The sequence below is a fragment of the Enterococcus sp. AZ163 genome (assembly GCF_050498925.1).
GTDB lineage: Bacteria > Bacillota > Bacilli > Lactobacillales > Enterococcaceae > Enterococcus_A > Enterococcus_A ferrettii.
This window is the reverse complement of the sequence record NZ_JBIPAO010000001.1, coordinates 3,179,314-3,200,293: the sequence shown is the minus strand read 5'-3', so window position 1 is coordinate 3,200,293 and position 20,980 is coordinate 3,179,314. Positions and strand designations below refer to the sequence as shown.

Below are 20,980 nucleotides of genomic sequence, written 5' to 3'. Positions count from 1 at the left end.
AATGGCCCGCACGTTCTGACTGAATGTGCGGGTTTTAATCGTTATACCGATACGGAAGATTGTCTAACTAACTCTTTATCATGGATAAAATAATCCAACAGTTCGGTCAGATTTAGTATACAAAGGTCTGCACCAGCTTGATAAAAACGATCCATGACCTTTTGGATCAGCTGATCTTTGTCGGTTACTGACAAGTCGCTGTATTCTTCTAAGGATAAGCCCATCTCGGAACTGCCTTCCACCACTGCAATCGTAAACACCCCAGCATTTTTTCCTTCCTGAACATCGGCAACTGTATCGCCAACCTTCACTACTTCTGCCACAGATAGATTGTTGAAATGCTGCATGTTTTGGAAAATCATATAGGGATGGGGTCTGCCTAAGTTACCAACTGCATCAGGAGTAGACATGAAATCTGGACTGTAGCCGGCTATTTTTGCTGCTGCGGTAACAATCTTCATCATTTCATTAGTATAGCCAGTTGTTGAGCCAATATTAATTCCGTGTGCTTGCAGCTGCTGAATAACCTCAGCCGTTTCTGGCTTCAATTTTGAATATTTGGCTAAATCTTCGAATAGGAAAGTTTCAAAACGCGCATAAATTTCCTCAGTATCGGTATCTTGCGGTGGCTGTTGATAGCTGTTCAGCCATTGTTCTTGAACAGAAGGCAGCTCCAGTAAGATTTTGATATGTTCTCGTTTTAACTTCCCCATTGGTTCACGAATTTCATCAAGAGATAGGGTAATCCCTTTTTCATCAAAGGCCTTTTTGAAGGCTATGACTGGAGCCATACAACCAAAATCAACGGTTGTCCCGGCCCAATCAAAAATAATTGTTTTAACTGACATAGGCTACCTCCGAATATTTTTCAATGATCTCTGCTAAGCGATGAATATCTTCTGGATAAATCTCACCGATGTTGCCAATGCGGAAGCAATCATGGTCGCTGATTTTTCCTGGATAAATTACAAAGCCGTTGTGCTTCAAATGGTGATAAAAATTATTGAAATCAAATGGCCGGTCCTGAGGATACAGGAACGAAGTGATGAAAGGCCCCTGATATTTTTGAATAAAGGTCTCATAGCCTAATTCACTCATTTTTTGTCGCAAAAGGTGATTGTTGGTCAAGTATCTCAAATAGCGTTGTTCAATCCCGCCTTCTAACTCTAATTCCTTCAAGGCCTGTAAGAAAGCTAATACCGTATGGGTAGGGGAGGTAAAACGCCATTTGCCATCTTTTTCCATCGCCTGATATTGATCGTAAAGATCGAGGGAAAGTGTGCGCGCATAACCTTTTCGTTTCTCCAGCTCTTGTTTTTTACAAATGACAAAGGAGAAGCCGGGTACACCTTGAATACATTTATTGGAGCTGGAAATCAGAAAATCAATTGACAGCTGGGAAATACTCATCGGGATGCCGCCGAAACTGGACATGGCATCCACAATAAACAACAAGTTGTTTGCTTTAGCTAAGGCAGAGATTTCATCCAACTCATTTAGAATCCCGGAGGTTGTTTCACTATGCACCATTGCGATGGCGGAAATGCTTGGGTGGTCGTTCAATAGTTTTTGCACCGCTTCGGCTTTAGGTATTTTATTTTCCGGCACTTCGTAAACAGTGTGAGTGATGTTGTGTCGCTGACACATCGCTGCCATCCGCTGACCATAAGCTCCGTTTGTGCAGATAAGCAAATGATCTTCAGGAGTGATCACCGTGCTCAAAACAGATTCCACACCGAAGGACCCGCTGCCTTGCATTAGGACAGTGGTGTATTCTTTTTCTGATACCTCGGCTAAGTTCAGCAGACGCTGACGGATTTCCTGAGTGATTTCTTTGTAGTCCTGGTCCCAGGTGCACTGATCTGTCAGCATGGCTTTTTTTACGGTCATAGTGGTGGTCAAAGGACCTGGAGTTAATAGTTTATACTGCATGGTAAGCCTCTCAATCTACTAATTTTTGGTGCTGCTCTAACAATTCAGCGGTTAATTCTTCAGGGAACACTTTTTGATCACTGGCTATTTGGACACTATCGGCTTCTTCACCGTCATAAATAGGACTGGGATAGATCGCCAGCAAATCTTTGCGTCCTTTTTCCATAATCGTGTTTAGCATTTTTTCTGCTTCAGGATTGGTAGCGTCGCCTTTGTTAATTACTGCTAACGATTCAGTTAGAGTGTAAGTTCCCTCGGCAGGCTCTACGTATTCAATCGGCAAACCTTCATTTTTATCCTTCACAGCTTGGTGGCGCAAGCCAAAGCCAAGAGCGACTTCACCTAAACGAACTTTTTTAATCGGACCAGAACCAGAGCTTTCCAAGTGATCGCCGGCATTGGCATAAATATCTTTCAAAATAGTTTTCGCTTCGTCTTCACCATAATTATCAATCAAGGCTTGGAACAAAAGCCAAGCAGTGGAAGATTGCTTGATATCTGAAATTGCCAAGACACCTTTGTATTTGGAATCAGCTAAATCTTTTAAGTTTTTAGGGACTGCCAGCTTTAGTTCTTTCATCATGTCGGTATTGTAGAAAATGGTTCCTTCTTGCATGGTAAATGGTGCAGCGTAGGTTGGGATTTCAGTTAAAGGATCAACTGTTAGCTTCAAATCCTTGAACATTTCGTCTTTCTTTTGTGCACTGGTTAAATAGAAGGTACTCATGGTTACTAAATCTGCTTCAATGTTAGTACCTTCTGCCAGCAGTTTTCCGCCCAGTTCAGAGGTTCCAAAGGATTGCAGGGTGTAGTTGCCCTCGAAGCCATTTTTGTCTAAAACATCTTTGATCACTTCAACGGGTTCTTCATCAGCATTGGTGTAAATAACTACCTTTTCGTTTGCGGCGTTACCGCTGCTGCAGGCGCTTAATAAAAGGGCTAAGGCGGTGCAGCCAAGTAGGGCGAAAATTCTTTTTCTGTTCATTGGTTAATCCCCTTTTGATAAGTTGAGTTAGCAACTGCATGATTAAGTTAATCAGCAGCAAAAATAGAGAAAGCATAAAAATATCGTTAAATCGGCCAAAATGCTGAAGCTCTTTTAGTTTGGCGGTAATAACTATGGTATTGGCACTGGTCAAGAAAACCACGGCGCTGATCGTTACCATTGAATTGAAGAGGTAATAGGAAAACATATCGACGATCGTTAGCTTAGAGTTGGGTATCAAAATACGCCAAACAGTCGTAATCCAGCGATCGCCCATCAATTTTGCGGTATTTTCCCAGTTCAGATTCATTTTTTGCAGAGCCTCTTTAGCCATTTGATAGGGTGTAGCAAAATAATGAACCACCGTCACAATTACTAAGATCATTAAAGTGTTGTGGAGACTGCTGTTAGCGAAGATCAGCAGATAAGCCACACCCAAAACCATTCCGGGAATCGAATTAGTAATCGTTGAGACACTGTCAATTAGTTGATTGATCGTATAGATTTTCTTTTCTCTAGACGTCATCAAAGCTGCAAAATAGGCAAAGATTGTACCGATTACAGCAGTCAACAGAGCCATCAGTAAAGAATTCTTCAAGGTAGTCAGCAAGCTGTCATCCTGCAGGAACGTAGTAAAGTTCTGCAGGGTTGGCTGCAGATTAAAAGGCCAATTAGTTAAAAATGGAATAACCAGCAAAATCAGAAAGACTCCTAAGATAAATACAGACGTCAGAATAAAGAGACTGCGAAAGGCCCAATCTCTAAAACGGTTCTTCTTTAAGACGAGTGCTTGCGGTTTTTCGTAACGAACGACCTTCTTCTGAAGATGATTCAAAATCAGAATACTTATAATAGAAGGAAACAGCATCGTTAGTGCTACCAGGGAACCATATTGAAAATTGGGGATGGTCCCCATAAAGCCGTCATATAACAGAGTCGTAATAAAAGGCGTCTGCCCACCAACAGCACTGGGAATCCCAAAATCGGTAAAGGACATGAAAAAGCCTTGTAAAAAAGCCACGGCCAAAACGCGATAAAGGGGACTGAGAACTGTCCGATGTAAAGACTGCCACCAAGAATCACCCATTAGACGTGAGACAAGAAATAAGCGGTTGTCCAAGTACGCCATGGAATTGTTGATCAAAATGAAAATGGGCGGCAAAGTATAGATAATGAACCCTAGCAAAATTCCAATCGTGCCATAAATGTTGAACCATTCATGCTGCAGCAGCTTTGTCCAAAGACCTTGCTTGCCGAAGGCGTAAATCAGAACAAAGCCATAGGTGATTGTCGGCAGCAGCATGGGAAATTGTAAAATCCCCGTATTTATTTTCAAAAAGCGGCTGCCGGCATTAGTAAAATTGTTTCCGTAAGCAAGAAAGAAGCCTAAAAGAGTCGAGCAGCTGGCGGCAATCAAAGAAAATTTCAAGCTGTTCAGAAAGGACAGCTGCCATTTTTGATCAAAAAAATGCTTTAGACTTTCCACCAGAGTGCCATTTTCTACTGACAAAGCGGTCAGGACTACTTTTCCTAATGGTAAAACCAAAAAGATGAGAAAGAATACTAGAATGAAGCCACTAGTGATTCTTTTTAAGGACCAGACTTCTCTCATGCTTCCGCCCGCTGCAAGGCTTGTTGGAAAATTTGCTGGATGTTTTGCTGCTTAACCATTAGCTGATTAATGATAAATTCCTGAACAAAGTGACAGGAAGCTTGAGTCATGATTTCTACTGGTGAACTGTATTGAGCAATACGGCCATTGTCTAAAACCACGATTTTGTCTGACATGGTTAGCGCTTCTTCCGGATCATGGGTTACGATAATAATGGTTAAGGAAAGCTTTCGAGCAATCTCCTGAATTTTTTCCTTAATCGATTCTTTGATAACACCATCTAGTGCGCTTAATGGTTCATCCAACAGCAGCAAGTCAGGCTTCATAACTAGGGTACGACCTAAAGCAACGCGCTGTTTTTGCCCTCCGGACAATTGCTGAATCGGTTTATCGAGATGCTTTTCCAGATTTAATAAGCGAATCAGCTCTTGGACCTCTTCCTCAGAAGAACAATTTTTCTTGTTCTTTAAGCCGTAGGTCAGGTTCTGATAGGCAGTTAGATTCGGGAACATGGCATAATCCTGAAATACGATATTGAAAGGCCGCTTCTCCATGGGTGTATGGGTAATATCCTTTTCTCGAAAGAATAATTTGCCGTCGCTGGGTTCTTCCAAACCTAAAATAATATTTAGCAGCGTTGTTTTTCCTGATCCTGATTGTCCTAAAATAGAAACGATTTCTCCTGTGTTGATTTCTAAACTGATCTCTTCTAAAACCGTACTTTGCTGAAAGTTTTTTGAGATATTTTCCAGCTTCAACATAATTACCAGCTCCTTGATTTATTTTTTTCGTGCATCCTTTTCAACTGAACCCTTGTGTGGGTAGTTCGTTTTCCTTTGATTGAAGTATAGCGAAGCTTTGTAAAGGTATAATCAAGGATGTGAAAAGATAAAATAAAGTTTGTTATGTTTGTGTAAATAATGTTAAGATTTTTTGCTGTACGAGGTGTCAAGACACACTGGGAGAGGAAGAAGGATTCATTGATGAAGCTTTTACGTTTAGCTATGTTTTTAGGTTCTGTTTTATTATTGGCAAGCTGTGGGCAAAAAGAGGCGCAAACCACGGAAGAAAAGGATACACCCAAAATTGCGCTGGTTTTAGGGTTTGGCGGGGTCGATGACCGCTCGTTTAATCAAGCAGGCTGGGAAGGATTCAAGGATTGGGGCCATGAAAAAGGCTTAAAGGAGAAAAAAGACTTCCTATATATAGAAACAAATCAACCACAAGATAATAGTACAAATGTTAATCAAGCAGTCGAGAATGGTTTCAACACCATCATCAGTCTCAGCTATTTGCAGGCAGATGCAATCAAGGAAGCGGCGGTTGCCAATCCTGATTTAGATTTTGCTTTAGTCGATGGAGAGATAGAAGACCAGAAAAATGTTGTTTCGGCTACGTTTAAGGATCAGGAGAGTGCTTATCTAGCTGGGATCGCTGCAGCCTATACCACTCAAACGAACCGGGTAGGTTTTATTGGCGGGATGGAAGGGCCGGTAATTCAACGTTTTGAAACTGGTTTTGAGAACGGAGTAAAAGATGGTGCGAAGGCACTAGGAAAAGAAATTACTGTTGATAGCCGTTATGCTGCTTCGTATGATGCACCAGATCGCGGAAAGGCGATTGCTTCTTCCATGTATGAGGAAGGGTCAGATATTATTTATCAAGCAGCAGGCAGTACCGGGGCTGGTGTATTCCAGGAGGCCAAGACTCGTAATGAACGAGAAAATAGTCAAAAGATTTGGGTGATCGGCGTTGACCGTGATCAAAACGATGAAGGTGTCTATCAAACACCAGCAGGGCAAGAGGATAATTTTACGTTAACCTCTACCTTAAAGAATGTTGGAGCAGCGGTTTCGGAAATTGCTGAGGCTAGATACAATCAGAAATTCCCTGGCGGTGATCATTTGGTTTTTGGCATTAAGGAAGCTGGTGTGGATTTGACGGAGGGTCAGTTAAACGAGGAGGCTCTTCAGGCAGTTGCGAAGGCAAAAGAAAGAATTATTGCCGGAGATCTAACTATTTCGGAAAATTAGCGAAGAAAGAGGCTGTGACATAAAACGTCACAGCTTCTGAAAACCGTATAATCGGTGTAAGTTAAGCAACTCCTTCAGAAATAAGCCGATAATCATAAAAATATGAGAAGCTCCAAGTAGGTACTGTTCGACATCAACTCCAATACTCGTTGTGTCTCTCAGCAAATTTAGGATTATTCGGCTTATTTCTCGGAGCTGAGCGTTGCTGTCACAACCTCTTTGTCCTAGTTAATAGTTGTAGAATGCGGATCTTTCAAGAAAGCTGCAACTTGTTGTGCATCTTCGTCGGTTCGTGAAATAATAATGATCGTATCGAAGCTGGCCATAGTTGCTACGATTGTTTGGAAGGTTAGATCATCCAAAACAGCAGCCAAAAGGTTGGCGTTGTCAGGAAGTGTTTGGATTACCGTCATGAACTGAACTCGTTCGACTTTTACGATCACTTCGTCAATCATTCGGACTAAACGCTTCGTATCTTCATCATCAGACGGCTGGTTAGGCTCTTGAAACAGTTCGAAACGCGGACTGCCATCCTCATCGATGGTTTTGACGATCTTTAAATCACGGATATCACGGGAAATCGTTGCTTGAGTAGCAACCACACCTTGTTCTTCTAAATAGGTCATTAATTCGCTTTGGTTGCGAATGGAATGCGTGACGATAATTTGTTTGATTAATTCATGCCGATCTTTTTTACGCATAAAAATTCTCCTAATCGATTTTTATGCAACAATTATAACAGAAATACGCAGCTTTAGCAGGTCAATTCGATAAATATTAATCAGATTCTTTTACTTGGAAAATTAGCGGGAAATGATTGATTTCTATCTAGTCCTACTGTATAATTACTAATTGTGTGTGGGCGACCACAGACAAATCCACATCTTAATTTTATTGGCAGCAGGGTGCTTCATTGGAAGTCTGCCGCTGAGTTTGACAATTAAGAGAGGGAACAAAAAACCAAATTGGAGGAAACAAAACATGTCAGTATTGTCTATGAAACAATTACTAGAAGCCGGCGTACATTTCGGTCACCAAACTCGTCGCTGGAACCCAAAAATGAAGAAATACATCTTCACAGAAAGAAACGGAATCTACATCATTGATTTGCAAAAAACAGTGAAATTAGTAGATGCAGCTTACGATTACATGAAAAATGTTGCTGAAGACGGCGGCGTTGCGTTGTTCGTAGGTACTAAAAAACAAGCACAAGAAGCAATTAAAGAAGAAGCAACTCGCGCTGGCCAATATTTCGTTAACCACCGTTGGTTAGGCGGAACTTTGACTAACTGGGATACTATCCAAAAACGTATCGCTCGTTTGAAAAACATCAACGCTATGGAAGCAGACGGTACTTTTGAAGTATTGCCTAAGAAAGAAGTTGTTGGTTTAAATAAAGAACGCGAACGTTTAGAAAAATTCTTGGGCGGTATCGCTGATATGCCTAGAATTCCAGATGTAATGTACATCGTTGACCCTCGTAAAGAGCGTATTGCGGTTCAAGAAGCACATAAATTGAACATTCCAATCGTTGCTATGGTTGATACAAACTGCGATCCTGATGAAATCGACGTAGTAATCCCTTCAAATGATGATGCTATCCGTGCCGTGAAATTAATCACTGCTAAAATGGCTGATGCATTTATCGAAGGCAACCAAGGTGAAGATCAAGTAGCTGAAGCAGACTTCGTTGCAGAAGATGGCGGACAAGCAACTTCAATCGAAGAAATCGTTGATGTTGTAGAAGGCGACAACACTTCTACTGGATCAGCAGAATAATTTCGTAGCTCAAGCTGCTTCAAAGAAAATAACAACCTTTGAAGCAGCTTTTTTAAAAAATTAGAGGAGGCCCATGAAGATGGCACAGGTAACAGCTAAGTTAGTAAAAGAACTACGCGACATGACTGGCGTAGGTATGATGGATGCGAAAAAAGCATTAGTAGAAGTAGAAGGCGAGATTGAAAAAGCTGTCGATCTTTTACGTGAAAAAGGTATGGCTAAAGCTGCTAAGAAAAATGACCGTATCGCTGCTGAAGGTTTAGCTTCAGTTGCTGTTAACGGCAATGCTGCAGCAATCGTTGAAGTAAACTCAGAAACTGACTTCGTTTCTAAAAACGAAATGTTCCAAAACCTAGTGAAGGAAATTGCTGAACTAGTAGCTGCTAACAAACCAGCTGACATGGACGCAGCAATGGAATTAAAAACTTCCAAAGGTACAGTTGCTGAAGAATTAATCGAAGCTACCCAAGTTATCGGTGAAAAAATCAGCTTCCGTCGTTTCAAAGTATTGGAAAAAGGCGACAATGCTGCTTTCGGCGGATACTTGCACATGGGCGGACGTATCGCTGTATTAACCGTTTTAGACGGAACTACTGACGAAGAAATTGCTAAAGACGTGGCAATGCACGTAGCAGCAATCAACCCTCGTTATGTTGATGAATCTCAAATTCCTCAAGAAGAATTAGATCATGAGAAAGCTATTTTAACTGAACAAGCTTTAAACGAAGGCAAACCTGAAAAAATCGTTGAAAAAATGGTTGTAGGCCGCCTAAATAAATTTAAAGCAGAAATTTCTTTAGTTGACCAACCTTTCGTTAAAGATCCTGACATGACTGTCGAAAAATACGTTGCCTCAAAAGGCGCTTCTGTTAAAGAATTCGTACGTTTCGAAGTTGGCGAAGGCATCGAAAAACGTGAAGATAACTTTGTTGAAGAAGTTATGAATCAAGTGAAAAAATAATTCTGTTTTTTAACAGTCGGGAACGCATGTGAAATTGCGCTCCCTTTTTTTAAGCGAAATCAGATAAAATGGCTTCAAATAAAGCAGAATATGCTAAAATGGCTATAGAGTGACAGTGGGGGAATCGAAATGAAAGAACCAAAATACAAACGAGTAGTACTTAAACTAAGCGGTGAAGCATTAGCCGGCGAGGAAAAATTCGGCATTAATCCGCCAATTATCCAAGATATTGTTGAAGAAATCAAAGAGGTCCACGAGCTGGGAATCGAAATGGCGATTATCGTCGGCGGCGGCAACATCTGGCGCGGACAAATCGGTGCGCAAATGGGCATGGAACGGGCACAAGCTGACTATATGGGCATGCTGGCAACCGTGATGAACGCATTGGCTTTACAAGATGCTTTAGAAAACATCGAAGTACCAACCCGCGTACAAACATCTATCGAAATGCGCCAAATTGCTGAACCATATATCCGCCGCAAAGCGGAGCGTCATTTAGAAAAAGGCCGGATTGTTATTTTTGCTGGTGGTACCGGAAATCCGTATTTCTCAACCGATACAACTGCTGCGTTACGGGCTGCTGAAATCAATGCAGATGTCATTTTAATGGCGAAAAACAATGTAGATGGTGTCTATTCTGCAGATCCAAAGCTGGATCAAAATGCGATTAAGTTTGATGAATTGACTCATTTGGATGTCATTTCTAAAGGATTGCAAGTAATGGATTCAACCGCAAGTTCACTAAGTATGGACAATGATATTCCGCTTGTTGTCTTCAATTTGAATGAACCAGGAAATATTAAACGAGTTGTTCAAGGTGAAAATATCGGAACAACTGTAAGGGGGAAATAACATGGCAGATGCAGTAATGAACGAAGCGCAACAAAAGATGAAAAAAGCAGAAGAATCTCTGCAACGTCAACTAGGACAAATTCGGGCTGGACGTGCGAATGCCAGCTTGTTAGACCGAATCACGGTTAACTATTACGGAGCACCAACACCGGTCAATCAATTGGCATCAATTACTGTTCCAGAAGCACGAGTATTAATGATTACACCTTTCGATAAAAGCACAATCGAAGACGTTGAAAAAGCAATTTTAGCTAGTGATATTGGCTTGAATCCGGCAAATGACGGGAACGTAATCCGTTTAGTGATTCCTCAATTAACAGAGGAACGTCGGAAAGAATTAGCTAAAGAAGTGAAAAAAGAAGCTGAGAATGCTAAGGTTGCTGTCCGCAACGTACGTCGTGATGCGATGGATGATTACAAAAAGCAGCAAAAAAATAGCGATATTACTGAAGATGACTTACGCAGCATGGAAAAAGACATCCAAAAATTAACCGACGATAGCGTGAAAGAAATTGACAAAATTGTCAGCGAAAAAGAAAAAGAACTACTAGAAGTTTAATTAGAAGTTAAGGCAGCTGTCCAGCTCTTTAGACAGTTGTCTTTTTTTATGGAAATTAGAATCTCTAAATATGCCAGAAAATGCTTGTAATCAGAGATTTTTATTTAGGCAAATGTTTGAAAAAAACTAAATACCTGCGGATATGCGTAGGCAAGCTTTAGGTTTATTGCTATAATGGCAAATGAGTTGCCGGTCCAGCTTCTTTAATCAATGAGTTGTTTATTGGTTTTTAAAGCTGATTAGTTGGCGGGCATTTGTCTTGAAGAATAAGAATTGAGGGGGAAAATTAATGGTATTACGTTTTTTTCCACAAAAAGAGAAATATACACCAGAAGAAAGTGAACTGACTTTCAATCCAGAAGGTGCAATTCCTAAACATGTGGCAATTATTATGGACGGAAACGGACGTTGGGCTCAAAATAGACGACTTCCGCGAGTGGCCGGACACAAAGAAGGCATGGAAACCGTTAAGCGCATTACTAAATATGCCAATAAATTAGGGATCAAGGTATTGACGCTGTATGCTTTCTCAACGGAAAACTGGAAACGTCCTGAGGATGAAGTGAAATTCTTGATGCAATTACCGGTGGACTTTTTTGATACGTTTGTCCCTGAGTTGATTGCTGAAAATGTTCAAGTAAAGGTGATGGGCTATGAGGAATATTTGCCAGCTCATACCCAGGATGCGGTTAAACGCGCGATCGAACAAACAGCTTCTAATGATGGCTTGGTATTGAATTTTGCTCTGAACTACGGCAGCCGGGCTGAAATTGTCAGTGCAGTGCAGACAATTGCTAAAGAAGTAGAGAAGGATCAAAAGAAGCCAGAAGATATTAATGAAGAAACGATTGCCAGTCATTTAATGACCGGTTTTCTGCCAGCAGATTTGCGGGATCCTGAATTGGTGATTCGTACCAGCGGCGAAGAACGGATCAGTAATTTTCTGCTGTGGCAATTGGCTTACAGTGAATTATTCTTTACCAAAGCTTTGTGGCCTGATTTCGACGGTGCTCATTTGGAGACCGCGATCGCTTCATTCCAAAACCGCAATCGCCGTTTTGGCGGGTTAAACAAGGAGGATACTAAATGAGACAACGAGTAATTACGGCTGTAGTGGCCTTGGCAGTCTTTTTGCCGATTTTATATGTAGGCGGCATTGCGATTGAGCTGGCTGCAGCTGCTTTAGCCGGTGTCGGCGTATATGAGTTATTCCGCATGAAGGGCTTAGCAATTTTAAGCTTTGAAGGAGTACTTTCGATTTTAGGAGCAGTATTTTTAGTACTGCCGGCGGAGCGCTGGTTTCCATTTTTAAATGATACATCAGGCAACTTTTTATTATTTTATTTAACAGTCATGATTATCTTAGGTTTTTCGGTTGTTTCGAAAAATACTTACACGATTGATGAAGCTGGTTTTCCAGTTATTGCCAGTTTATATGCCGGAGTAGGTTTCCAAAATCTGGTCATCGCTCGCTCAGAAGGCTTGGCAATGATTATCTTTGCTTTCTTTATTGTTTGGGCAACAGATATTGGGGCGTACATGGTTGGCCGCAAGTTCGGTCAGCGCAAGCTTTGGCCGGATATTTCTCCCAATAAAACGATTGAAGGCGCGTTAGGTGGAATTGCTAGTGCCTTGGCAGTAGCGGTTATTTTTCTAATTGTACAGCCTAACTTAACCCAACATAATTTAATAACGATGCTATTATTCACGATTGTTTTCTCAGTGGTTGGTCAATTTGGTGACTTGGTGGAATCGGCAATCAAACGACATTTTGATGTGAAGGATTCGGGTAATATTTTACCGGGACATGGCGGAATTTTGGACCGGTTTGACAGTATGCTTTTTGTCTTTCCTATGATGCATTTGTTAGGTGTTTTTTAAAAAGCTCGCGTTAAGAGCTTTTTTTTCGTGGTTTTATGATACACTAGCTCTAAGAAAAAGCTAAAGGCAGGTAAGCTTATGCGTACAGTGATTACATTTTTGATTGTTTTTGGAGTATTAGTTATCGTTCACGAATTTGGCCATTTTTTCTTTGCCAAGCGTGCTGGTATTTTAGTTAGAGAATTTGCGATTGGGATGGGACCTAAAATTTATGCCCATATGGGTAAGGATGGGACCACCTACACGCTACGTTTATTGCCGATTGGCGGTTATGTGCGGATGGCCGGCTTAGAGGATGAGGAAACCGAATTAAGTCCTGGGATGCCGATGTCATTAGAGCTGGATGCGCAGGGGCATGTTCAGCGTATCAATGTCAGCAAGAAGGTTCAACTGCCAAACAGTATTCCAATGGAGCTGATTGCGGCTGATTTAGTGGATGATTTAACCATTAAGGGCTATGAGAATGGCGATGAAAGTCAAGAAGTTGAATATACAGTCAATCATAATGCGACGGTTATCGAAGAGAATGGTACAGAGGTTCGTATCGCGCCGAGAGATGTTCAATTCCAGTCAGCGAAAATTGGGGCGCGGATTTTAACGAACTTTGCAGGACCGATGAATAACTTTATTTTGACAGTTATTTTGTTTATTGCGTTAGCCTTTATGACTGGCGGAGTACCGGTCTACAATACTAATCAAATTGGACCTGTTGAAGCGGGCAGTCCGGCAGCTGAAGCTGGCTTGAAGGAAAATGACCGCATTGTTCAAATCAATGATAAGCAGGTTGCTTCATGGGAGGATTTAACGACTGAAATTCAGAAGAATCCCGGCAAAGAAGTAACAGTGGTTGCCACTGAAAATGGGCAAGAAAAGACGCTTTCGTTAACACCGGAAACCTCTAAGGTAAACGGTGAAAAAATTGGTAAAATCGGTATTAGTGCCTTTATGAAGACGGGCTTTGTGGACAAGATTGTTGGCGGAGTTACCCAAAGCTGGAATGTAGTGACTCAAATCTTTAAAGCGTTAGGTTCACTATTCACCGGCTTCAGCTTGAACAAGCTGGGTGGTCCAGTGATGATGTACCAATTGTCTTCTCAGGCGGCTAGCCAAGGCGTGCGGACAGTGATTTCCTTGATGGCTTTTCTATCAGTCAATTTAGGGATTGTTAACTTGCTGCCGATTCCAGCCTTTGATGGTGGAAAAATTTTGTTAAATATTATTGAAGCATTACGAGGAAAACCAATGGATCCAGAAAAAGAAGGTTTAATTACGATGGCCGGCTTTGTATTCATCATGGTATTGATGATTCTGGTTACCTGGAATGATATATCTCGCTTCTTCTTTTAACTGATCAAGGAACTCGCTGCGGCGGGTTCCTTTTTTCGAATGGTTTAGCGGTTAGATTTTTAAGTTTAAGCTTGTGGCTTGATGGGATAATTTTAATGCAAAGCTCAAAAAAAACAGTTATACTAGATAGTACTTGAAAAAAGTGAAGGAGATGTTCTTTTGTCTCAAAATCGGGAATTATTCGAAAATTTATTGCGTCAAATTGAGCTGAGTGATGAGGACCAGCAGCATCCGTTTATTCAAGCGGCTGAAATTAAACAAGTGGTGGTCCATGAAAAGTCACGGGTGTGGGAATTCTTTATTCAGGCACCGCAAATTTTGCCAGCTAAGCTATACTATGCCTTTCACCAGAAATTGGTGCTGGCCTTTCAGTCAATTGCCCAGGTTAAACTACATATTGAAGCAGCCGATTCCCAGTTTAATGAAGAATTGCTGCAGCATTATTGGCGTTTGGCTTTAAGCGAACAGGATTGTGATACGCCGTTAGTTAAACAGGTGTTAAGCAAACCGCTGCCAGTCCTGCAGGATAAACGGATTGTCCTTTTGATTGATAATCAAACGGTCATTCCTTTTTTGAAGCAGCAGTATTTGCCGTTAATTGAAGATAATCTGGTTTCTTACGGTTTTCCTAAATTGCGGATTGATCCTGAGGTGGATGAGGAGCAGCAGGAACGGGTTTTGAAGCTGTTTGAAGAACGCAAGCAGGAACAGGATGCGGCTTTCCAAGAAAAAGCTGCTGAAACTATGGCGCAGCACGAAGCGAAGAAGAAGGAAAAATCAGAAGCGGCCTTTGATGGTCCGATTCAAATGGGCCGCAACATTCCAGCGGATGAAGCGATTATGCTGATGGGAAATATTTTGGAGGAAGAACGCCGGGTAACGATCGAAGGCTTTATTTTCGATAAAGAAGTTCGTGAGCTGCGTTCCAAACGTAAGATCCTGATTTTAAAAATGACGGATTACACCTCTTCCTTCGTAGTAAAGAAATTCTCTAATGGCGAAAAGGATGAAAAGATTTTTGACGCGATTAGTGAGAAAAGCTGGATTCGGGTTCGCGGAAGCGTTCAGGAAGACACCTTTATGCGGGATTTAGTTATGAATGCTCAGGATATTCAAGAAGTGAAGCATCCTGACCGCAAGGATTACAGCAAAGAAAAACGGGTGGAGCTGCATTTGCACTCTAATATGAGTACGATGGATGCGACCAACAGTATTAGCGACCTAGTTGCTCAAGCGGGCAAATGGGGGCACAAAGCAATTGCGATTACTGACCATGCCGGCGCGCAGGCTTTTCCGGATGCCCATGCGGCAGGTAAAAAAGCGGGAGTCAAGATTCTTTACGGTGTCGAGGCCAATGTGGTTGATGATGGGGTATCGATTGCCTATAATGATCAGCACATTGCCTTAACTGATGCTACTTATGTTGTATTTGACGTGGAAACGACCGGTTTGTCAGCTGTTTATAACAAGATTATCGAGCTGGCGGCGGTCAAAATGCACAAGGGAAATGTCATTGATACCTTTGAAGAGTTCATTGATCCAGGCCATCCTTTGTCAGAAACAACGATTAACTTAACTGGGATTACTGATGAGATGGTTCGCGGGTCTAAATCGGAAAAAGAAGTGCTGCAGCTGTTTGAAAAATTCAGTGAAGGAACGATTTTAGTGGCCCACAATGCGGCCTTTGATATCGGCTTTTTGAATACCAGCTATGTCCGCCATGATATTCCAGAAACGACGAATCCGGTCATTGATACTTTGGAGCTGGCGCGTTATCTGTACCCGGAATTTAAACGGTTTGGACTAGGTGTCTTGACGAAGAAATTCGGCGTAAACCTAGAACAGCATCACCGAGCGGTCTATGATGCAGAGGCAACAGGCCATTTAGGGTGGATTTTTGTTAAAGAAGCGATGGAAAAACACGGGATGCTTTACCATGACCAGTTGAACGATCATGTAGGTGAGGGAGATTCCTATAAACGGGCCCGACCTTTCCATGCAACCTTACTGGCTAAAAATCAGGATGGGTTGAAGGATCTGTTTAAACTGATTTCCATGTCGAACATCAATTACTATGAACGGGTACCACGTATTCCTCGTTCACAGCTGAAAAAACTGCGGGAAAATATTTTAGTCGGTTCGGCTTGTTCTCAAGGTGAGATTTTTGAAGCCATGATGCAAAAAGGGGTCGAAGAGGCGAAGAATCGTGCGAGCTTTTACGACTACATTGAAGTCATGCCAAAGGAAGTTTATGCCCCGTTGCTTGAACAGGAGCTGGTGAAGGATGTAGCGGATCTGGAAGATATTATTCGCAATTTGGTGCAAATCGGTAAAGAACTGGACAAACCAGTCGTTGCTACGGGGGACGTCCATTACCTTAATAAAGAGGATGCCATTTATCGTAAAATTCTGGTTACCTCTATGGGCGGTGCCAATCCTTTGAACCGCCACAGTCTGCCGGAGGTTCATTTCCGGACTACAGATGAAATGCTGCAGGCTTTTGCTTTTCTAGGGGAAGAGCTGGCAAAACAAGTCGTTGTCGATAATACGAACCTGATCGCGGATACTTGCGAAGAGATCGTACCAGTGAAGGATGAATTGTATACGCCTAAGATTCCGGGATCAGAGGAAGAAATTAAGCAGCTGAGCTATACTCGGGCGAAGGAGCTTTATGGTGATCCACTGCCGGAAGTAATCGAAAAACGCTTGAAAAAGGAACTGGATTCGATTATCGGTAACGGCTTCTCGGTTATTTACTTGATTTCACAAAAACTGGTGCACAAGAGTAATCAGGATGGCTATTTGGTTGGTTCACGGGGATCAGTCGGTTCCAGTTTTGTGGCAACCATGACCGGGATTACTGAAGTAAATCCTTTACCGCCTCATTATTATTGTCCAGAATGTCAGTATTCGGAATTCTTTGAAGACGGCTCCTACGGTTCTGGTTTTGATATGCCGGAGAAGGCTTGTCCTAAATGTGGTGCACGTCTGCATAAAGACGGACATGATATTCCTTTTGAAACCTTCCTAGGCTTCCATGGGGATAAGGTTCCCGATATTGACTTGAACTTCTCTGGAGATTATCAGGCAGAGGCTCACAACTACACCAAGGTATTGTTTGGTGAGGAATATGTCTTTAGAGCCGGAACGATCGGTACGGTAGCAGATAAAACGGCTTATGGTTATGTTAAGGGCTACGAAAGAGATCATAACCTGCATTTTCGCGGGGCAGAAATCGATCGGTTAGCCAAAGGTGCTACGGGAGTTAAACGGACGACGGGTCAGCACCCGGGTGGGATTATCGTTATTCCTGATTATATGGATGTATATGATTTTACGCCGATTCAATATCCGGCGGATGATCAGAACTCCGAATGGAAAACGACTCACTTTGACTTCCACTCAATTCACGATAATGTATTGAAGCTGGATATCCTGGGACACGATGATCCGACGGTAATTCGGATGCTGCAGGAGTTGTCTGGGATTGATCCTAAAACGATTCCGACCGATGATGCCGAGGTAATGAAGATTTTTGCTGGTCCACAGGTATTAGGAGTGGAATCAGACCAGATTTATTCTAAAACGGGTACGCTGGGGATTCCAGAGTTTGGGACTCGCTTTGTTCGAGGCATGTTAGAGGAAACACATCCTTCAACCTTTGCCGAGCTGCTGCAAATTTCTGGTCTTTCTCACGGAACCGATGTTTGGCTGGGGAATGCCGAAGAAGTTATCCGCCGTGGCGACGCTACCTTAGCTAACGTTATCGGTTGTCGGGATGACATCATGGTTTATCTGATGCATGCTGGTTTAGACAGTGGAATGGCCTTTAAGATTATGGAGACAGTGCGTAAGGGATTATGGAACAAGATTCCTGATGAGTTGCGGGAAACTTATTTGGCAGCAATGCGGGAGAACAACGTGCCGGAATGGTACATTGACTCTTGTTCGAAGATTAAATACATGTTCCCGAAAGCCCATGCGGCTGCGTATGTTTTGATGGCGCTGCGGGTGGCCTACTTTAAAGTGTATTACCCAATTCTTTATTACTGTGCATATTTCTCTGTTCGGGCCGATGATTTTGACTTAGTCGCGATGGCTAAAGGCAAGGACGCAGTGAAGGCTGCCATGAAGCTTATTACGGATAAAGGTATGGATGCAACAACGAAAGAAAAAAATCAGCTGACCGTATTGGAATTGTGTAATGAAATGCTGGAGCGAGGCTTTACCTTTGGCATGATTGATTTGTACAAATCAGATGCGACGGATTTTGTGATTGATGGGGATACCTTGATTGCCCCATTCAGAGCCGTGCCAGGCTTAGGAATGAACGTGGCGAAACAGATTTGCGAAGCACGCAAGGACGGAATTTTCTTGTCTAAAGAAGATTTGGCCGGTCGTGGGAAAGTTTCCAAGACCTTGATCGAATATATGGATGCTCAGGGCGTATTGAAAGATCTGCCGGATGAGAATCAGCTTTCATTATTCGATATGTAAAGAAAGAGATAAATACCTAGAGGAATCGGTATGCAAACCGCTTCTATGAAAATGGGTTGGTTGAATTTTCATTCCAACTGTGGTATTATAACAATGTAATCAGACAGTGAGGTGAGTGAGCGGATTTTTCGCTCACTCTTTTTAATGGATTGAAAGCAAGAAGGAGGCTGACAGCTTGAGCAGCGTAGTCGAAACCATCACTGATTTAGTGATGCCGATTTTAGAGGATCAACACTTTGAATTGGTAGAGGTTGAATTTGTTAAAGAAGGAAAAAATTGGTTTTTGAGAGTGTTCATTGACAAAGAAGGTGGCATCGACATTGAAGAATGTGCATATGTCAGCGAAAAATTGAGTGAAAAGCTGGATCAAATTGATCCTGATCCGATTCCTCAAGCATACTTTCTTGAAGTATCCTCCCCTGGAGCTGAACGTCCATTGAAAAAAGAGGAAGATTATCAAAATGCACTAGGACAGTACATTCATGTCTCTCTTTACCAAAATGTGGATGGTCAGAAGCAGTATGACGGATATTTAAAGGAATTAGATAAGGAACAATTGATATTAACCGTAAAAATCAAGACCCGCATCAAAGACATCACTTTTGACAGAAGCAATATTGCAAAAGCACGTCTCGCAATCGAGTTTTAGGAGGAAGAATAATGAGTAAAGAAATGCTGAATGCATTGAATACTTTAGAAGCAGAAAAGGGCATTTCGAAAGAAATCGTCATTGATGCTTTAGAAGCAGCTTTGGTTTCTGCGTACAAACGTCATTATGGACAAGCACAAAACGTAGAAGTCCAATTTGATGAGAAAAAAGGCGATATTCATGTATATGCAGTCAAAGAAGTAACCGAAGAAGTAATGGATTCACAATTGGAGGTTTCTTTAAAAGAAGCTATGACGATTAATCCAGCTTACGAAATCGGCGACATGATCCGCTTTGAAGTAACACCAAAGGATTTCGGCCGTATTGCTGCTCAAACCGCGAAGCAGGTCATCTTGCAGCGTGTCCGTGAGGCGGAACGCAACATAATTTACACTGAGTACAGTGCCTATGAAAAAGACATTATGCAAGGGGTTGTTGAACGTCAGGACAACCGCTACATTTATGTAAACTTAGGAAAAATCGAAGCGGTTCTTTCTAAACAAGATCAAATGCCAAATGAATTCTACCAACCTCATGACCGCATCAAAGTGTATGTTTCTCGCGTAGAAAACACATCAAAGGGCCCACAGGTTTTCGTGAGCCGCAGTCACCCAGACTTGCTGCGTCGGCTATTTGAGCAAGAAGTTCCTGAAGTATATGACGGAATTGTTGAAATTATCAGCATTGCCCGTGAAGCAGGCGACCGTGCGAAAGTAGCGGTTCGCTCGAATGACCCGAACATCGATCCAGTGGGAACCTGTGTAGGTCCTAAAGGGCAGCGGGTTCAAGCGATCGTTAATGAGCTGAAGGGTGAAAACATGGATATTGTTGAATGGAACGAAGATCCAGCAGTATTTATCGCCAATTCATTAAACCCAGCACAGGTTGAGGATGTTATTTTCGATACTGAAAATCCTAAAGTGTGTACCGTTGTTGTACCTGATTACCAATTGTCACTAGCAATCGGCAAACGTGGACAAAATGCACGTCTGGCAGCTAAGTTAACCAGTCATAAGATTGACATTAAATCAGAATCAGACATGGAAGAATTCTATGCGAATTATGACGATGGTGATTTTGATGAAAGCTCAGAAGCTCTTCAAAGCGTATTCCCAGAAGGCTTTGCTGAACGATTGGAAAATCCGGAAGAATATGCTGAAGAAAACACTGAGGAACTGGCAGAAGAACAGAGTGAAGCAGTAGAAGAACCAATTGAAATCACTCCTGATATGACAGAAGACGACATTGAAAATGTTGCTTTTGATCAAGAAGAAGATTAATCGCGTAGGAGGCATTTTATGAAAAAAAGAAAAGTCCCTTTACGTAAATCCGTCGTATCTGGCGAGATGAAACCGAAAAAAGAGTTGATTCGGATCGCGAAATCAAAGGAAGGCGAAGTTGCAATTGACCCTACCGGCAAAATGCCCGGCAGAGGGGCCTATGTTGCAATTGAGCCGGAAGAAGTCCAGCAGGCCTGGAAGAAAAAAGTTTTGGATCGGGTATTGGAAGTAGACCTTTCTGATGACTTTTATCAAGAGCTGCTAGATTATGTGACCCATCAAAAAGCCAGAAGAGAGCTCTTCGGCAATGAATAGACAAAAGGCCTTAAACTTATTGGGCCTGGCAATGCGTGCAGGCAAACTGATCACTGGGGAAGAACTTACCATTAATGAAATCCGCAGACAAAAAGCTGCGTTGGTTTTAGTTGCTTCTGACGCCAGTGAAAATACAAAGAAAAAAGTAACAGATAAAAGCAATTTTTATCAAACGACCTGTCTGATTGAATTCACAGAAAGTGAGTTAGCAGCCGCTATTGGCAAACCCCGCAAGGTAATTGGGGTGATGGACCAGGGCTTTGCTAAAAAGATGGTGTCGTTAATACAAGGTTAGGAA

Annotated in this window: 19 protein-coding genes; 13 read left to right on the top strand and 6 right to left on the bottom strand. The window is 42.1% G+C overall.

Annotated features, from left to right (window positions below):
* Positions 1 to 41: 41 nt before the first annotated feature.
* From phnX to IGI46_RS15330, 5 genes are read right to left on the bottom strand one after another with little or no spacing between them, the layout of a single operon-like run.
* Positions 42 to 848, bottom strand: coding sequence for a phosphonoacetaldehyde hydrolase (gene phnX, locus IGI46_RS15350; RefSeq protein ID WP_429973779.1), 807 nt, complete (start codon positions 846 to 848; stop codon positions 42 to 44).
* Complete coding sequence (gene phnW, locus IGI46_RS15345) at positions 838 to 1,932, bottom strand: 2-aminoethylphosphonate--pyruvate transaminase (RefSeq protein ID WP_429973778.1); 1,095 nt, start codon at positions 1,930 to 1,932, stop codon at positions 838 to 840. The genes phnX and phnW overlap by 11 nt, the downstream gene beginning before the upstream one ends.
* A gap of 10 nt (positions 1,933 to 1,942) precedes the next feature.
* Positions 1,943 to 2,917: an extracellular solute-binding protein gene (locus IGI46_RS15340; protein WP_429973777.1), complete on the bottom strand. Its 975-nt coding sequence runs from the start codon at positions 2,915 to 2,917 to the stop codon at positions 1,943 to 1,945.
* Positions 2,841 to 4,529: an ABC transporter permease subunit gene (locus IGI46_RS15335; RefSeq protein ID WP_429973776.1), complete on the bottom strand. Its 1,689-nt coding sequence runs from the start codon at positions 4,527 to 4,529 to the stop codon at positions 2,841 to 2,843. The genes IGI46_RS15340 and IGI46_RS15335 overlap by 77 nt, the downstream gene beginning before the upstream one ends.
* Positions 4,526 to 5,290, bottom strand: a complete 765-nt coding sequence (locus IGI46_RS15330) for an ABC transporter ATP-binding protein (RefSeq protein ID WP_429973775.1) — start codon at positions 5,288 to 5,290, stop codon at positions 4,526 to 4,528. Before IGI46_RS15330 ends, IGI46_RS15335 begins: the two co-directional genes overlap by 4 nt.
* A gap of 219 nt (positions 5,291 to 5,509) precedes the next feature.
* On the opposite strand from IGI46_RS15330, the gene IGI46_RS15325 reads away from it, so the two are divergent.
* Positions 5,510 to 6,562 carry a BMP family lipoprotein gene (locus IGI46_RS15325; RefSeq protein ID WP_429973774.1) on the top strand — a complete coding sequence of 351 codons (1,053 nt, stop codon included), beginning with the start codon at positions 5,510 to 5,512 and terminating at the stop codon, positions 6,560 to 6,562.
* A 224-nt stretch (positions 6,563 to 6,786) separates the two neighbouring features.
* Here IGI46_RS15325 and IGI46_RS15320 read toward each other — a convergent pair whose 3' ends face one another.
* A complete protein-coding gene (locus IGI46_RS15320; protein ID WP_429963889.1) occupies positions 6,787 to 7,263 on the bottom strand; it encodes an arginine repressor in 477 nt (158 codons plus the stop codon).
* Positions 7,264 to 7,543: 280 nt separating this feature from the next.
* On the opposite strand from IGI46_RS15320, the gene rpsB reads away from it, so the two are divergent.
* The 12 genes from rpsB (at position 7,544) to IGI46_RS15260 (ending at position 20,977) form a co-directional block, all read left to right on the top strand.
* Positions 7,544 to 8,341, top strand: coding sequence for a 30S ribosomal protein S2 (gene rpsB, locus IGI46_RS15315; protein WP_429963888.1), 798 nt, complete (start codon positions 7,544 to 7,546; stop codon positions 8,339 to 8,341).
* 79 nt (positions 8,342 to 8,420) lie between these two features.
* Complete coding sequence (gene tsf / locus IGI46_RS15310) at positions 8,421 to 9,302, top strand: translation elongation factor Ts (RefSeq protein ID WP_429963887.1); 882 nt, start codon at positions 8,421 to 8,423, stop codon at positions 9,300 to 9,302.
* Positions 9,303 to 9,431: 129 nt separating this feature from the next.
* Positions 9,432 to 10,154, top strand: a complete 723-nt coding sequence (gene pyrH / locus IGI46_RS15305; protein ID WP_429963886.1) for a UMP kinase — start codon at positions 9,432 to 9,434, stop codon at positions 10,152 to 10,154.
* 1 nt (position 10,155) lies between these two features.
* Entirely contained in the window at positions 10,156 to 10,713 is a 558-nt protein-coding gene (frr, locus tag IGI46_RS15300; RefSeq protein WP_429963885.1) for a ribosome recycling factor, read from the top strand.
* Positions 10,714 to 11,002: 289 nt separating this feature from the next.
* Positions 11,003 to 11,803, top strand: a complete 801-nt coding sequence (locus IGI46_RS15295; RefSeq protein ID WP_429963884.1) for an isoprenyl transferase — start codon at positions 11,003 to 11,005, stop codon at positions 11,801 to 11,803.
* Complete coding sequence (locus IGI46_RS15290; protein ID WP_429963883.1) at positions 11,800 to 12,594, top strand: phosphatidate cytidylyltransferase; 795 nt, start codon at positions 11,800 to 11,802, stop codon at positions 12,592 to 12,594. The genes IGI46_RS15295 and IGI46_RS15290 overlap by 4 nt, the downstream gene beginning before the upstream one ends.
* A 78-nt stretch (positions 12,595 to 12,672) precedes the next feature.
* Positions 12,673 to 13,941 carry an RIP metalloprotease RseP gene (gene rseP, locus IGI46_RS15285; protein ID WP_429963882.1) on the top strand — a complete coding sequence of 423 codons (1,269 nt, stop codon included), beginning with the start codon at positions 12,673 to 12,675 and terminating at the stop codon, positions 13,939 to 13,941.
* A 159-nt stretch (positions 13,942 to 14,100) separates the two neighbouring features.
* The gene (locus IGI46_RS15280) at positions 14,101 to 18,438 is read left to right on the top strand and encodes a PolC-type DNA polymerase III (protein ID WP_429963881.1); all 4,338 of its coding nucleotides are present in this window, start codon (positions 14,101 to 14,103) and stop codon (positions 18,436 to 18,438) included.
* A 175-nt stretch (positions 18,439 to 18,613) separates the two neighbouring features.
* On the top strand, positions 18,614 to 19,087 hold the full coding sequence (rimP, locus tag IGI46_RS15275) for a ribosome maturation factor RimP (protein WP_429963880.1): 474 nt from the start codon (positions 18,614 to 18,616) through the stop codon (positions 19,085 to 19,087).
* 11 nt (positions 19,088 to 19,098) lie between these two features.
* Positions 19,099 to 20,367: a transcription termination factor NusA gene (nusA, locus tag IGI46_RS15270; RefSeq protein WP_429963879.1), complete on the top strand. Its 1,269-nt coding sequence runs from the start codon at positions 19,099 to 19,101 to the stop codon at positions 20,365 to 20,367.
* An 18-nt stretch (positions 20,368 to 20,385) separates the two neighbouring features.
* Entirely contained in the window at positions 20,386 to 20,682 is a 297-nt protein-coding gene (gene rnpM / locus IGI46_RS15265) for an RNase P modulator RnpM (RefSeq protein ID WP_429963878.1), read from the top strand.
* Positions 20,675 to 20,977 carry a YlxQ-related RNA-binding protein gene (locus tag IGI46_RS15260; protein ID WP_010759451.1) on the top strand — a complete coding sequence of 101 codons (303 nt, stop codon included), beginning with the start codon at positions 20,675 to 20,677 and terminating at the stop codon, positions 20,975 to 20,977. The genes rnpM and IGI46_RS15260 overlap by 8 nt, the downstream gene beginning before the upstream one ends.
* Positions 20,978 to 20,980: the final 3 nt, after the last annotated feature.

Excerpts from the sequence above, each read along its gene's own strand:
- pyrH (WP_429963886.1), top strand. The coding sequence starts at position 9,432 with ATGAAAGAACCAAAATACAAACGAGTAGTACTTAAACTAAGCGGTGAA.
- tsf (WP_429963887.1), top strand. The coding sequence starts at position 8,421 with ATGGCACAGGTAACAGCTAAGTTAGTAAAAGAACTACGCGACATGACT.
- IGI46_RS15340 (WP_429973777.1), bottom strand. The coding sequence starts at position 2,917 with ATGAACAGAAAAAGAATTTTCGCCCTACTTGGCTGCACCGCCTTAGCC.
- phnW (WP_429973778.1), bottom strand. The coding sequence starts at position 1,932 with ATGCAGTATAAACTATTAACTCCAGGTCCTTTGACCACCACTATGACC.
- IGI46_RS15330 (WP_429973775.1), bottom strand. The coding sequence starts at position 5,290 with ATGTTGAAGCTGGAAAATATCTCAAAAAACTTTCAGCAAAGTACGGTT.
- IGI46_RS15335 (WP_429973776.1), bottom strand. The coding sequence starts at position 4,529 with ATGAGAGAAGTCTGGTCCTTAAAAAGAATCACTAGTGGCTTCATTCTA.
- rseP (WP_429963882.1), top strand. The coding sequence starts at position 12,673 with ATGCGTACAGTGATTACATTTTTGATTGTTTTTGGAGTATTAGTTATC.
- rnpM (WP_429963878.1), top strand. The coding sequence starts at position 20,386 with ATGAAAAAAAGAAAAGTCCCTTTACGTAAATCCGTCGTATCTGGCGAG.
- phnX (WP_429973779.1), bottom strand. The coding sequence starts at position 848 with ATGTCAGTTAAAACAATTATTTTTGATTGGGCCGGGACAACCGTTGAT.
- rpsB (WP_429963888.1), top strand. The coding sequence starts at position 7,544 with ATGTCAGTATTGTCTATGAAACAATTACTAGAAGCCGGCGTACATTTC.
- IGI46_RS15295 (WP_429963884.1), top strand. The coding sequence starts at position 11,003 with ATGGTATTACGTTTTTTTCCACAAAAAGAGAAATATACACCAGAAGAA.
- nusA (WP_429963879.1), top strand. The coding sequence starts at position 19,099 with ATGAGTAAAGAAATGCTGAATGCATTGAATACTTTAGAAGCAGAAAAG.
- IGI46_RS15260 (WP_010759451.1), top strand. The coding sequence starts at position 20,675 with ATGAATAGACAAAAGGCCTTAAACTTATTGGGCCTGGCAATGCGTGCA.
- IGI46_RS15320 (WP_429963889.1), bottom strand. The coding sequence starts at position 7,263 with ATGCGTAAAAAAGATCGGCATGAATTAATCAAACAAATTATCGTCACG.
- frr (WP_429963885.1), top strand. The coding sequence starts at position 10,156 with ATGGCAGATGCAGTAATGAACGAAGCGCAACAAAAGATGAAAAAAGCA.
- IGI46_RS15290 (WP_429963883.1), top strand. The coding sequence starts at position 11,800 with ATGAGACAACGAGTAATTACGGCTGTAGTGGCCTTGGCAGTCTTTTTG.